The following is a 13026-nucleotide window of genomic DNA, read 5'->3' on the forward strand; positions in this document are numbered from 1 at the left end:
TCGCCAACCGCTGGAGCGACGAGCTCGCGGACGTGGCGGACAAGGTGTACACGAGGGATCTGTTTAAGCGGGACTAGGGGAGAGCGGATTGCGCGGATCTGCCGCAATCTAAAAACAGAAACTAAGTTGAGCACGGGGTGTAACGGCTGGCGCCGATTCACCCCGTGCTCTGTTATTCTCGCTATTTACAATAGGATTCGATGCGGCCACGGGCTCGATAGCATTTTGTCATCAGGGATGACAAAATGCAGTGATTAGCTATTGTCATAGCTAATCACTGCATTGTTATAAATCCATGCCGATGTCATCGTGGAAAATAATGCGCATAACGAGGTCTGTTAAGACATGGGTAAAGCTAGCATATGGCAGCGTCGTTGGGCGGATCTGTAGCAACAAAGCGGCACCGGGGCGAATGTCGGCCCCGGTGCCCACGCACCATATCGGCGGTGTTCTTTAGCGATATTCATCAGTGCTCAAGCGCGCAAATACTCAAAGCTGACGGCGAAGGAACTTCTTGCAGAAATTAAACTGTTTCTAGGTTGTATTTACGATAGGAAGCGGCTGTAGATGAATTTTCGTTTTTAATTTTTAATGGCGGAGGAGACAATGGGTCTAATAAATCTACCTGAGTACATCTCAGCAATTGTTGCAATCATCGCGTTGCTTATTTCTTGTTACCAAGCTCGCCTCAGCAATAAACAGTCTCTATTCAATCGACGTTTAAATATATGGATAACCGTCGATAAACTCATGAGTGTTTACGTAAAAAACGCGAAGGACTTGGAACATGATGACGAACCACAAATGGATATCGACCTGCAATTTGCTTTGCTAACTAACACCACGTACTTGCAATCAATTTCAACCTCAATAAATCATGTGTTAGATGCCGACCCTCAACTTAATTTGCATTTAAAGCTTGATGAAATGAAATCGCTCGCCATGGAGGCGAGATTTTGCTTCAAAGGAAAGAGTGGAGAGGCAATTGCCGAATTCATAGAAGCTTATCAATCCCTTTTGTTTTCAATGTATCAGTATCAGATTCTATTGAATAAAATGTCTCGGAGTGCAAAGGAATATCAATGGACGCTTGAACAGGCTTCTGAAAGGTTAGATGAGCCCGATCAACGGCAAGATCTCTTTGAAAAAGAAAGCGCTCTTGCCGCATCATACAAGACTCTATGCAAGCTAAACAAGAGAGGTGTAATTCAGCGGCAAATACAACTAGCAGGCCCTATATGGCACTAAGAGAATTGATGGGGTTACGTGATGACTGGTAGCAGCACTCAGTTTCTACCGATTGTCCAAACAAGCTATCTCGTGACGTAGTTTCAATTCTCCTGGTGGATCTTTTGAGGTAGTGTCGAGAAAGTTGGTGTAGCGCCCGCTTCGAAGCGAGTCGGCCCGGCGTCCTGGAACCTGGAACACGGTTTATATCCTATGCCGCCTCGATCCTGTCCGCAAGTTCGAGGCCCGATTCGATCATCTTCCTGGCCTCCGCCTCAAGCCGTGTCCACGTTGGCGGGACCGTCGATTCCCCGAGTACGACCGTCGTCGTAGAGCTCGTTCATCCTCACCTCGGAGGAGCAGCTGGACTCCTGCCATATCTCGTCCTGCTCGCACATGGCCGCGCTCGCGCGCCGCACCAGCGAACCCGTAGGGGGAACACCTGCACGACGCGCGACCTGCGCATTATCTCTCGGTTGGTCCTCTCCTGAACTTTGTTGTGCGCAGGCGCTTCCAGTGGGTCGGCGGATAGTCGAAGTAGGTCAGCGCGTCGGGCTCGACCCCCTCCAGTGCCGCCGCCCTCGGGCAGCAACAATCCAGCTTGTCGCACGCCGCGTGGTACATGGCCGTCACGGCGGCAGCGCCGCGCCGCGGAACACCTGCACCTTGCGGGCGCTTGTACCCGTGGCGTACATCTCGGCCACGGCGGTCACGGGGACGCGATCGACGCGCCGGTGGCGCTCGAGCACGTCCCCCGGGAAGAAGCTGCCGGAACGCAGCTTCTGGATGCGCAGCGTCAGCGTTCCGACGCAGGTGGCGAGGGCCCTCTCCCGGTAGCCGTTTCGGCTGTTCGCCCCGCCCCCGACCAGCTGTTCGGGGGAGGCGTCCTTAACTGCGTCCACGACCTGCTCGGCGAGTCTGCGAAGCAGCTCCTGCATGTCGATGGCGCCGTCGTCGAAACGGGTCATGGCGAGCATATCCGGCGTCGGGTCTGATAAGATTTCCGTAGCGGTCTTTGTCCTTTCCCAAAACCAGTTGTTGTGGTGATTTCAGATTCTAGAACGGAGGCCGTTTTTCCTTAAACGGGCACTGGGGTGTCACCCTTACACCAACATTTTCGACGCGATCTTCGGGGACCTTTCGGTCTCCGAGTCATCTACTGTTTTCTAAGCTGTTACATAAATTAAAATCGGTCCTTGAGGAATAAAAGAAGATCCTCGGGGGTCGATTTCATAAATCGAAAACCAAAACCATCCGGGCAGAAACTATCGATCTAATATTTGAAGCAATATTTAAATTGATGTCACATAGATACATCTACTCAAATATTATTATTTATAATAGAACATACGTTTGAATTGGAGAATTGTGGCAAACGATACCGACTTCAAGTCTTTTCTAAAAGATATCAACCCAAGTAAATCAACTATCGAGGAAGCAAGCAGACTTCACCAGAATCTTAGGAATCACTTGAAAAATTGTGAGAGCTATAAACATATTTATATTCACAGCTATTTGTCGGGATCTTACGCTAAGCAAACGTTCATTCGCCCAAAAAAGAATTCAGATTGCTGCGATATTGACGTTGTCATCGAAACTAGTCGTTCAACAAACGATTCTCCGTCTTTTGTATTGAATGAGCTTGAAAAGGCCCTCAAACTACGCAGCTGTTACCAAAATACGACTATTCAAAATCATTCTGTCGGTATTGATATGGCAAGTTTCCATCTTGATGTTGTGCCCTTGGTCAGAGATGAAAACGGTTTTCATAATATTGGATCATCTAAGGAAGGCACTTGGAAGCGAACTGATCCGAAGAAACATATTTCTTGGACAACAGAAGTTAATCAAGGGTATGAAAAAGCATATAAGCCTTTGGTGAAAATTTTTAAATGGTGGCGAAGAGAAAACTGTCCATCGAATGTCAAATATCCAAAGGGAATTACTCTTGAGAAAATGATTGCTGATAATTTACCAGAACCGCACCTCACGATTGAAGAGCGTGTAATGCAAACAATGGCCAATTTGTCAGAAGCCTACTCAGAGGATTTAAGTTCTGGCAACACTCCATTTATCGAAGATCCCGCATTTTGCGAAAATAACCTAGCGGAAAAGTACAAGCACAACGACTTTCTTGAGTTTTCAAATAAACTGATCGAACAACTTGATCTTCTTGCAGAAAAAGGCACTGGCAACGATATTTGGAGAACCATTCTTGGCATTAATTTCCCAGCAGGGAATGAATCGAGATCTTACGCAGCTGGAACGAGGCGAATTACACAGGAACGCGCGTTGTCCGTTACCCATAGACAAAAGCTGAAGTATCCCTTGCAATCTCAAAAACCAAATGCAACCATCACTGCAACTGCCACTCTTCCTTCGGGCAAACAAATCAATCTTCCAAATGATGGGCCGGCGGTTCCGAAAGGGTCCTCAGTGATATATAAAGTCACATACAGCCCAATTAAAGACGGGCGTGTAAGATGGCAGATCACCAATACCGGTGAAGAGGCTATGCGATGCTGTCAACGTGGGGGCTTTGAAGTTCCCAACGAAGGGAAAACTTCAAGACGAGAAGAAACAGCCTATACCGGAAAACATATCGTGCAGTGCTTTGTGGTGCGCAGAGGTTACTGTGTGCGATGGACCCGCCCGTTTTTCATTAATGTGGAGTAGACTATGATTATAGATTTTTTAACATCGGTCTTTAACCTGTTGTCCAATATTTTTGGCTGCATAGAAACCATCTGCACGGTATTAGGGTTTGCTGCAGGTTTAGCCATATTTGTTGGCTCTTTAGCTGGTATAACCCAAGCTATGTGTAGATTCGGGCTAGCGCTATGCGCAAAGAGGATTGCCATCATTGCAGGAAGCGATGATTTTAATGATATAAAAAAGGACTTAGTCAATTCAGGGCTTATAAAAGCAAAGAATATTCAACATGTAACTAATAAACATCTTAATGAAGTTCAGTCTGCTCTCTTAGTAATTATTGTTTATGGATATCTAGAGTATGAAGAATTCAGTGCTGTTGCCCGTGGAAAAAAGACCCAGTGCGGATTAATCGTCTACTGTCCTCCTGAAAAGGGTCGGATTGACGCGCGGGGCATGAAACTACTAAGCATGATTCCATTTACTGCGCTTTGCAACTTCAGGGGACGAATGGTCAACGACGTTCTTCTGATGATGCTATCCACGTCGTTTAAAGGAAAAGATATCAATTAGGGCACCATCCCCTAAACAGCCCGTATAACCAATCAACTAACGGCATAAGCTATGACGCGGAATGGCTTTCAGATCAATCGAGTATTCCACTGCGATCAATGACCCCAGTAACGCATTTCTCATTGTATGCAGCGTGAACATCTCACAAAATGTCATAAGGCAGTTCGTAATTTAACGTTTGACTTTAATAGAGCTGATTCTCTCAACATAAACTAGTATTATTGAATTAATACTAGCAAAGTTGTTCATTCTTAAAGATTGCCTACACGATGAAATTTTTCTTTTGGAATATAAACAAACATGATCTTTCTGATCTTATTGTTAGTTTTATTATTACGGAAAATGTAGATGTGGCAATTTTTGCAGAAGCTTCCGAAATGGACTTCACATCACTTCAAATTAAACTAGACGGCAATTATAGGCTTTTAGGATTTCCTGAATTTCCTGGTAAAGTGCGCTTTTTAGTAAAATCAAACACCAAAGCCTTCGAGTTCATGGATGCGCAACGTTATTCAGTTGGCACTTTTTCTCTTGGGTCGTCATTAATTAATATAGTTGGGGTTCATTTACCTGACAGATCAACTGATCCAAACGGCAGTGGTCGAGAATTAGCGGCCCGTGAAATTATGGAAGAACTAAACGAAAGGGCCTCGCGCTTCGCTCATACCTCCAATGTGATAATTGGTGATTTCAACGCATCGCCCTTCGACCACGAAATGATTAAAGCGACCAGCTTTAATGCGACGCTATATTCAGAAGTCGCATGCCGCCTAAAAACGAAAACGTACTCGTTTCACCAATTCCCCTTTATGTATAACCCTACTATTGAATTTATTTCCGAGGCAAATGATAACTGTGGATCATTTTATCGATCAAATGGTGCAGACACGTACTATTGGCATTGCTACGATCAGGCCATCGTAAGCCCTGATTTGTCCAAGAGAATACTCCGCTACCGCTATCTTCGCTCTATCGGTGACACATCTCTTATTGCCAACAACTCACCCAATAAAGCCGTAAGTGATCATTTGCCTTTATTTATCGCGATTGGAGAATAGAGCATGGATACAGAGAATTTATGGGAAGATTTATTTACTAGCAACGATATTAATACCACCGACTCGTTCATATCAATCATCGATTCATATGCACAAGATTTGGAATCCGCGTCAAGTAATAAGGTGCATGCTAGATTTACTCAAATTAAAATCACCGAGTCTTCGCCGTTGCAAATCTCGCAGGAATATGCCCAAACTGTTAAATCAGTTATTCAAGGTACAAAAACTGAGAAGGATCAGCTCTCACAAAAAGACGCTAATTCCTTATACGATACGAATAGATATGCATTTGACATTTACGGCGATGAATACAAATTCCGTGTGTTTACGGCAGATGTCGGCCCCGTTTATCCGGTGCGCGTCAAACCTGATAAAGATATTTGTCACGAAGTCGAAGATGACCTTGAGCGTTTTCTTGATTTGTACACCGAAACACTAAATTATTGGATAAATGATGACGAGGCAGTTCATTCCTTTTTCAAGGTAATCATTAAAAGCCGCAAAATGCAATTCATGGTCAAACGGCTTTCAGGAGACTAAGCTGGTAAGTTAAGCACGACGTTTGCCGCCTGTACCTAAATAGCGACGATAGGAATCGCCTCGTGAGGCGCCGCCATGAAGATATAAAGCTTGCAAGCTTCGTTGATTTGGAGACCGGGGAAGTTCGCTTAACTATGTCTAGGGCATTAGGAGAAGCGCAAAAGCAACGTGCTAGTTATTCCTGGTCCACGCTTTCATGTCCAACGTACCCCCCCATTCACCGACTGACAAAACGATTTACACCTAATTATTGGCGATGCTCAGAGACATTTTCTTTGCTTGCGGCTTGATCTCGCTAAACTAATAGCTGCTGCTACCAGGTATTTTTCTTGAGCAGCTTCTATTGGCTCCTGCGAAGATCGGAGCGGTTATGTTTACTGCCGCGTTCCACACTAGCCGTCGCTACATCCTGTTTGCCGCCATGGCCTGCCTATGCGTTTTGCTGGGCGGGCCTTCTTATGCCGCGGGTGCGGAGAGCCTCATCATTGCGGGCGCGACGTACTACGAGCCGGGCGTCTCGGGCCCCGGTTGGGCCTGGACCGATGCCGACCACCTGGAGCTCAACGGCTTTTCTGGCGAGGCCATCGGCGCCGATGGCGACCTGGTGGTGACCTTGACCGGGCAAAACTCCGTTAAGGAGATGCAAACGTCCATCGTGGACATTTCGCAGTGCGGTCTGGAGGTGTGGGGCAACCTGACGCTCCGCGGCAACGGCTCGCTAACGGCCACGGGCCCGCAGTGCGGGATTCACGCGTTTCAGGCATTGGTGGTAGACGGCTGCACCGTCAATGCCCAGGCCGACGGGGCCGGCATTGAGGACGAGGTTGTGGCCGGCCTGGTCGCGGGTCGTCTTGTCGTTCGCGGCGGCGGGCGCGTTGTTGCCGCGGGCGCGGGCTCCGGAGCGGGCGTGCACGCTTACGGCGCGTACCTGCTAGACGAGGATCCCGGCGATGGCGTGCCCTTCGGGACGCTTGCCGTCGATGCCTCGTGGCTAGATGCGACCGGCGCCGACGGCGGCGTTGGCTGCCTGGCCGGATCGCTTACGTCCGCGCGCTTTGTGGCGCCCGCAGGTGGGGCCTTTGGGACTAGAGGCGTGTTGGATGCCGGCGGGGCCGTAGCCTCGCATGTGGTGATTGAGCCCGAAGACGCCACGCCGCCGGCAGGGGAGACCGATGCGCGCGATGTACCGAGTGATGGCCGCGAGCCTGCCTCCAGCGCCGATCCTGCTGCGGGAGAGTCTGGTCCGGGAACGGTAGCGCGCCCAGAGATGAAGCCTGCGGCTGCGACAACAACAACCACTACGGCGACTAAGACTTCGGTTACCAAGACTGCTAAGCCCAAGGCCGCTACCACGACAACCGCCTCGCTTCCCAAAACCGGCGACAACTGCTGGATTATCGCGTCCATGACGCTTTTCCTTCTTGGCATTACGCTCCTAGGCGTCGTGATTCGCCGATATAGCGTCCAATAAGTATTTTGCAAACGGTCGGGCCGATAAATCGACCATTGCAGCCATGCCTAATGCGTTGAGGCTTTTGGAGAACTCCTAATGTCCACCACGATGGGGCAACCACCTTTTATCGCCTCTTTTTACTTGATGACGAGGAAGCGATAGAGGCGTTTGCCACTTCTATAATGCTGCTGCATGAAGGCTTACTTGCATTTGGAAAATGCTACACAACCTGTATGACAGGCGACGAGGCCACCCCTATACATGGTCGAATCAAATCGCTTCTATCAAACACATTTTGCACCTTCTTTGGGCAGTCCTCGATTGATAGATTTTCGGACATCTTCGAGTCCTTGAATACGAGTATCGTTCTAGCGATATCATGCTAAACTATCGCTATAACGATACTCGTTAGGAGGCTCACATGGAACTGTGGCATGGTTCTCAGAAAATCATTGAGACTCCCCAGCTTGGCCTGGGGAAAATCCATAACGACTATGGACAGGGATTCTATTGCACAGAGAGCCTCGACCTTGCAAGGGAATGGGCATGCTCGCGCGATGCCGATGGCTTTGCGAATCGCTATGAACTCGATATAGCCGATCTCAAAGTTCTCGACTTGCTATCGCCGCAGTATTGCGTCCTGCATTGGATAGCGTTGCTCGTTGAGCATCGTTCTTTTCGCAAAGATACCGCCATTGCCGCGGGGGCGTGCGAATATCTCCATGATCACTTTCTACCTCAGACGAGCACTTGCGACGTAATAAGGGGGTGGCGTGCGGACGACTCGTACTTTAGCTATGCCAGAGCTTTTGTAAACAATACGATCACCGTCGATCAGCTTGGACGATCTATGAGGCTCGGTAACCTGGGGGAGCAGATTGTGCTCAAAAGCGAGCGTGCGTTTAAGAGGATTCGTTTTGCTGGATTTGAACGTGCGCAGCAAGCTCTGTATGGTCCATTGGCCAAGGAACGAGATGAAGCGGCAAGGGCGCAGTATCGGGAGCTCCTTGCCGAAAACCCGTTTGAGGGAATACGTATCGTCGATATCATTCGAGAGGGGATGACGGGCGATGACCCACGCCTACAGTGAGATGTATCTCGAGGATGCAATGAGAACGCTGGGCGAGGCGGTCGATTTTGCTCTCTGTGACCAAGGGCTGACTCCAGCCGAGTTGACGGCGATTATGTCGAACGCTCTTGAGATGAAACAGTTTGAGCGCGGTATGCCTCGCGTCGTCTGCGGCATGGCGGGCGACGAGCTCGCGCGCGATATTATCGCCCATGCGGGACTGACCCCCGTCAAATGTAGGGAGACCTATCCGTTCGACCGTTCGCCTCAATATTGGGCGGGGTGGGTTATGGCCTATACGCAATGGATGAGCAGCTTGGGCTTTAATAAGCTACTCGAAGTCGCTCCGCTCGATTGGATCATCGGCTCGTACCATCCGCTCCACGAGGCCTCCGAAGATAAATTCGCCCAGATTGTCATCGAAAAATGGAACAACGCCCAGGCAGACAAAAAGGGCCTCAAGGCGGCACGAAAGGCTGCCGGACTAACGCAAAAACAGCTTGCCGCCCAATCGGGGGTTAAGCTTCGCGCCATACAACTCTACGAGCAGAACCAGCTCGACCTACGCCGCGCCTCGGTTTCCTCGGCATTGGCGCTTGCAGACACCCTAAACTGCACCATCGAAGACCTCGTCTGGCAACCGATTGCTCTGGAGTACGACTCGCAGGCTATTTCGTCTGTAAAGCTATAGAGGAGTCAGACATGCCTTGGAGCTATGTTCAACAAGATGACGGCGCTGATTGCGTTGCTCAAGAAGATCATTCAACTGCGCACGTGGCAAATTCAGCATCACCGATTTTGCTCGGCGGCACCACGTCAATCGACGAAGCTATTCGGCTGACCATTTCGAACATGCCCAACGCGCTCAGGCTCTTGGAGAACTCATGATGGCGGACACGAAGCGGGGAGCGCATCCGTTCGCGCCGCTCGTGCTCGATGATGCCGGTTTGCTCGAAGATATGGCCGCGGCCGTGATGCGCCTGCACAGCACGCTGATGACGGTCGGACGCTGCTATACAACCGACGCCACAGGCGACCGGGCCGCGCTTGAGCTTGGATGCGTCGAGTCCGTGCTTGCGGGTGCATTCTGTACGATATTCGGTCAATCGCCGGCCGATCGCTTCGCAGACATCTTTGACCAGGTCACCTACGTGGCCGAGCACATGGTCAAGGACCACATCTTTGAAGACGGTAACAAACGAACCAGCCTTGTCTTTGCGTTGTCCGTCTTAAGGTTCGCAGGCACTCCGGTCGTGCTGTCTGACAGCCCCGAACCAAAAGACAACCAGTACTACGCCTGGATCCAGGACCTCGTTTCCAGTCGCCGCACGAACAGCGAGCTAGCCAAAGAGCTGCGCTGCGGATTTGTTGCGGGCACGGGCGATCTGTCGCTCGTATAGAATCTAAGCATCCGCACGCCGGTTAATGAATTGATTGGACACCACATGGAACTCCCTAGCACCCTGTGCAGTAATGTGTACGACTTCGCGTTTTGCCCCGAGCCCTGCTACGACCGCCTGGTCGACCTCGCCGACCCCGAGGACTGGGGTCCCGGCAACCGCATCCTCAAAAACTACCTGTCGTTTTCGTTTAGCCGCGCGGAGTTCCTGACCGAGCGTGACTTGAACCAGACCGGGCCGTCCAACCTGCCGCTGGTGTTCGACAATGACCGCTGCCTGTTCAATACCGGCCTGTACACGCGTCGCTACGAGACCATCTACGGCCTGTTTGAGCCCAACACCAAGCCCGACGCGCGCCAGCGCTGGGTTTTGAAGGGCTTCTTTAAGGAGAGCGACCCCATGCTGGTCTCGTTTGAGTACCTGCCGTGCCGCGTGCGCTTTGCCGAGGACCCCTCCGAGCTTGTCTTTGACTACCGCCTGCCCATCCGCTCCAACATCGACCACATTCTGGGCGACGAGGAGAATCTGACGCGCATTCCTGCTAGCCTGATGGGGGAGGACAACTCGCTGCTGCTGCGTCGCGCCTTTGAGGGGGCTGTCGTCGAGGCCGCCCGCCGCGCCGCAGCCAACTATACGCTCGCGGTGCCGCAGTTCTACGGCGGCCGGATCCAGCTACTCCTACCGCTGTGCCTGACCGGCGACAAGCCCGAGCTGGCGCTGACCATCCAACGCGAGGACGGTTTCTACGCCGCGCGCACCTGTCTCACGCTCGACATGGCCTACAACAACGCGCGACTTATCTGCCGCCCCGAAACCTCGTGGATTAAACGATAAAGGGTGATTTAGCTGCGGTTTTGCCGATTGTTTTGGTCGTTTTGACTTGGCTAGCACCCACGAATTTAAAATCGAGGGCAAAAAGTTCTTGGAAAACCTCGCGCGGCTATGTTAGTATCTCTTTTGCCGAAAGGCGACGGGCGATTGGCTCAGGGGTAGAGCATATCCTTCACACGGATGGGGTCACAAGTTCGAATCTTGTATCGCCCACCATCTAAAGTACAGGTCAGAGGTGTTAAGCCTCTGGCCTTTTTCTTTTTGACACCAAGGGTGATTCCAAAACGAATCGTAGTCGTATAAGGCGTCATTTTTTTCGCACCCTTTTTGCTGACGCCATTGCATGTTTTGTATAAAACGCATGCGTATTTTCATTGAATTCCCCATGTGATCCGCGCGCAAATGTGGAGACAGGGACCACATGCCCAAAGCTCCTTCCAGCGGTTTTCTATCACACGACGGTTTTTCGGCGGAACTCGGCATGCTTTTGTCAGCATTTGGTTTGCTTCCCGTACTTACCCGCATGATGCCCCGGTAGATAATCGGCCATGCCCGCAATCCGCACGGCCTACGGTCGAAACCAGGGGAGGCCACATGGACGAAATCGTCTGCGCAAACACCGCATTCCGCTACTGGCGCTGCCCACCGCAGGTGCATGACCTCTACCCGTGCCTACCCAGCTCCGATGACGGCTGGCGGGCCCTATCCCAAGCCCCTTTCGTAACCGATGTCCTCAAGACCCCGATTATCGCTGTTGCTTCGCCAGGTTGTTGTAATCACCACTCGGGATTGCGCTCCACTATTCGCTGGGAAGGGGCTTCGGATACCGGCACAACAACCGGCACTCATTTAGGCTTTAGCGTCACCAATCCGCTTAACACTTTATTTACTATGACACGCTTTGTGTCCCAAATAGATCTCGTACTGGCTATGTACGAACTTTGCGGCTGGTTTTCTGTTTTCGAGCCGACCCCCGCTGTCGAAATGCAGTTAAAAATCGCGTTAAAGGAGAATCGCAATTCCAGCACGCAGGATCTGTTCGAACTTGGAGAAGGCGAAGACGAGATTCCTTGGAAACGAGTTTATGCCCGCACAACCGTAAAGGTCCCAGCAAATGAAGGCCAAACGAACAATCGCGAGGATGGAAGAGAGGTTACGAAACTCAAAGGTACTTCGCTTTGGATGAGAAAGCCACTCATCGAACTGAGCGACTTGCATCGATTCGCCGAAAAGGTCAAAAGTCAAATGTGGGGAAAGCAGTTTTATGATGCCGCTCAGCAGGTTATCGGCATTGCTGCATCTCCACTCGAGGTCGCGGGGGTCCTGCTTCTAAGTCGTTCTCGACGTCTAGGTGGTTCAGGATTCAGATACGTATACCTCAACGATTTAACCCCTCTATCCGAGGAAGCCCAAAGCATCGCAGGTCAAAAGGTTTGCTACGGTGACATCGTGATTGTAAACCCAATCCTAATGAAGGCAGCAATTATCGAAATCCAAGGTGAGGTCATCCATGGGTCAGGCGCGGTACTTGACCAAGATGCGGAGCGCATGACTGCGCTCCAGAGCATGGGTTTCGATGTGTTCCTGGTAACCCACGATATGCTTAACGACAAAAAACAGCTAGACGCCATAGTCAAAAGCGTCTGCAGTCGTTTGGGGATTCGGTATAAAGCCAAATCCGAGGCAATGAAGCGCGCCGAGACGCGACTGCGAGCAAATGTTCTGTGCAACTGGTTGGAACTCGGAAATTAGCCGGCAACAAGGCGCTAGAACGACCTAGTTTTCCTGCTAGTGAATTAGTATCATTTCAAAACTATGCCGGATTACGGGGCTGGACCCGGACCGGCCGTCCATACCCTGCATTTCGCTGAATGCGCAAGTCGTCTACCTGCGGTTTTGATTTTACCGATTACGGCATGCTCGGGGGTTCCCGGCCTGGCCCCGTAAACCGGCATGGTTTTGAAATCGCCGGGTCGGCGGGAGCGCGATTGGCCCCGATAATGGGCCCGGCGCCGGCGGGATGGTCGTTGGGCGGATGGCGGCCCGCGCCGCGACTGCGAAATTTTCCAAAATTGCCCTTGCGTCGCCGTCCGAGTTCCCGTATAGTACTTCTTCGCACGGGGGCGTAGCTCAGCTGGGAGAGCGCTTGACTGGCAGTCAAGAGGTCAGGGGTTCGATCCCCCTCGTCTCCACCCGAGCATTGAATGAGGCTCCAACGCAAGT

Annotated in this window: 13 protein-coding genes and 2 tRNA genes; 14 read left to right on the plus strand and 1 reads right to left on the minus strand. The window is 50.9% G+C overall.

Annotated elements, in window-relative coordinates; all coding sequences use genetic code 11:
• Positions 1 to 606: 606 nt before the first annotated feature.
• Positions 607 to 1248 (plus strand): hypothetical protein, encoded by a 642-nt coding sequence (locus PMX21_RS07410; RefSeq protein WP_271758954.1) that lies wholly within the window; start codon positions 607 to 609, stop codon positions 1246 to 1248.
• A gap of 608 nt (positions 1249 to 1856) precedes the next feature.
• On the opposite strand, the gene PMX21_RS10115 is transcribed toward PMX21_RS07410, so the two are convergent.
• Positions 1857 to 2204, minus strand: a complete 348-nt coding sequence (locus tag PMX21_RS10115; protein WP_465038256.1) for a transposase — start codon at positions 2202 to 2204, stop codon at positions 1857 to 1859.
• A 391-nt stretch (positions 2205 to 2595) separates the two neighbouring features.
• On the opposite strand from PMX21_RS10115, the gene PMX21_RS07420 reads away from it, so the two are divergent.
• The 13 genes from PMX21_RS07420 to PMX21_RS07480 all read left to right on the plus strand — a co-directional run bounded on the left by PMX21_RS07420 (position 2596) and on the right by PMX21_RS07480 (position 12995).
• Entirely contained in the window at positions 2596 to 3903 is a 1308-nt protein-coding gene (locus PMX21_RS07420) for an SMODS domain-containing nucleotidyltransferase (RefSeq protein ID WP_271758955.1), read from the plus strand.
• Between the two features lie 3 nt (positions 3904 to 3906).
• Complete coding sequence (locus PMX21_RS07425; protein ID WP_271758957.1) at positions 3907 to 4452, plus strand: hypothetical protein; 546 nt, start codon at positions 3907 to 3909, stop codon at positions 4450 to 4452.
• A 269-nt stretch (positions 4453 to 4721) separates the two neighbouring features.
• A complete protein-coding gene (locus PMX21_RS07430) occupies positions 4722 to 5510 on the plus strand; it encodes an endonuclease/exonuclease/phosphatase family protein (protein WP_271758959.1) in 789 nt (262 codons plus the stop codon).
• 3 nt (positions 5511 to 5513) lie between these two features.
• Positions 5514 to 6050 (plus strand): hypothetical protein, encoded by a 537-nt coding sequence (locus PMX21_RS07435; protein ID WP_271758961.1) that lies wholly within the window; start codon positions 5514 to 5516, stop codon positions 6048 to 6050.
• A 370-nt stretch (positions 6051 to 6420) separates the two neighbouring features.
• The gene (locus PMX21_RS07440) at positions 6421 to 7521 is read left to right on the plus strand and encodes a hypothetical protein (protein WP_271758963.1); all 1101 of its coding nucleotides are present in this window, start codon (positions 6421 to 6423) and stop codon (positions 7519 to 7521) included.
• A 403-nt stretch (positions 7522 to 7924) separates the two neighbouring features.
• A complete protein-coding gene (locus tag PMX21_RS07445) occupies positions 7925 to 8593 on the plus strand; it encodes a DUF3990 domain-containing protein (protein ID WP_271758965.1) in 669 nt (222 codons plus the stop codon).
• Entirely contained in the window at positions 8574 to 9263 is a 690-nt protein-coding gene (locus PMX21_RS07450) for a helix-turn-helix domain-containing protein (RefSeq protein WP_271758967.1), read from the plus strand. Before PMX21_RS07445 ends, PMX21_RS07450 begins: the two co-directional genes overlap by 20 nt.
• Positions 9264 to 9274: 11 nt before the next feature.
• Positions 9275 to 9460 carry a hypothetical protein gene (locus tag PMX21_RS07455; protein ID WP_117757177.1) on the plus strand — a complete coding sequence of 62 codons (186 nt, stop codon included), beginning with the start codon at positions 9275 to 9277 and terminating at the stop codon, positions 9458 to 9460.
• Positions 9460 to 9972, plus strand: a complete 513-nt coding sequence (locus tag PMX21_RS07460; RefSeq protein ID WP_271758969.1) for a Fic family protein — start codon at positions 9460 to 9462, stop codon at positions 9970 to 9972. Before PMX21_RS07455 ends, PMX21_RS07460 begins: the two co-directional genes overlap by 1 nt.
• Positions 9973 to 10017: 45 nt before the next feature.
• The gene (locus PMX21_RS07465; protein ID WP_271758971.1) at positions 10018 to 10806 is read left to right on the plus strand and encodes a DUF3825 domain-containing protein; all 789 of its coding nucleotides are present in this window, start codon (positions 10018 to 10020) and stop codon (positions 10804 to 10806) included.
• Positions 10807 to 10944: 138 nt separating this feature from the next.
• Positions 10945 to 11019: transfer RNA gene (locus PMX21_RS07470), tRNA-Val, on the plus strand.
• Between the two features lie 378 nt (positions 11020 to 11397).
• A complete protein-coding gene (locus PMX21_RS07475) occupies positions 11398 to 12555 on the plus strand; it encodes a hypothetical protein (protein ID WP_271758973.1) in 1158 nt (385 codons plus the stop codon).
• Positions 12556 to 12922: 367 nt separating this feature from the next.
• A tRNA-Ala gene (locus PMX21_RS07480) sits at positions 12923 to 12995 on the plus strand.
• Positions 12996 to 13026: the final 31 nt, after the last annotated feature.

This window comes from Collinsella aerofaciens, assembly GCF_028209885.1.
Classification (GTDB): domain Bacteria; phylum Actinomycetota; class Coriobacteriia; order Coriobacteriales; family Coriobacteriaceae; genus Collinsella; species Collinsella aerofaciens_BA.

Coding starts and splice junctions, on each gene's coding strand:
- PMX21_RS07455 (WP_117757177.1), top strand. CDS start 9,275: ATGCCTTGGAGCTATGTTCAACAAGATGACGGCGCTGATTGCGTTGCT.
- PMX21_RS07440 (WP_271758963.1), top strand. CDS start 6,421: ATGTTTACTGCCGCGTTCCACACTAGCCGTCGCTACATCCTGTTTGCC.
- PMX21_RS07430 (WP_271758959.1), top strand. CDS start 4,722: ATGAAATTTTTCTTTTGGAATATAAACAAACATGATCTTTCTGATCTT.
- PMX21_RS07475 (WP_271758973.1), top strand. CDS start 11,398: ATGGACGAAATCGTCTGCGCAAACACCGCATTCCGCTACTGGCGCTGC.
- PMX21_RS07460 (WP_271758969.1), top strand. CDS start 9,460: ATGGCGGACACGAAGCGGGGAGCGCATCCGTTCGCGCCGCTCGTGCTC.
- PMX21_RS07465 (WP_271758971.1), top strand. CDS start 10,018: ATGGAACTCCCTAGCACCCTGTGCAGTAATGTGTACGACTTCGCGTTT.
- PMX21_RS07410 (WP_271758954.1), top strand. CDS start 607: ATGGGTCTAATAAATCTACCTGAGTACATCTCAGCAATTGTTGCAATC.
- PMX21_RS10115 (WP_465038256.1), bottom strand. CDS start 2,204: ATGCTCGCCATGACCCGTTTCGACGACGGCGCCATCGACATGCAGGAG.
- PMX21_RS07445 (WP_271758965.1), top strand. CDS start 7,925: ATGGAACTGTGGCATGGTTCTCAGAAAATCATTGAGACTCCCCAGCTT.
- PMX21_RS07435 (WP_271758961.1), top strand. CDS start 5,514: ATGGATACAGAGAATTTATGGGAAGATTTATTTACTAGCAACGATATT.
- PMX21_RS07425 (WP_271758957.1), top strand. CDS start 3,907: ATGATTATAGATTTTTTAACATCGGTCTTTAACCTGTTGTCCAATATT.
- PMX21_RS07450 (WP_271758967.1), top strand. CDS start 8,574: ATGACCCACGCCTACAGTGAGATGTATCTCGAGGATGCAATGAGAACG.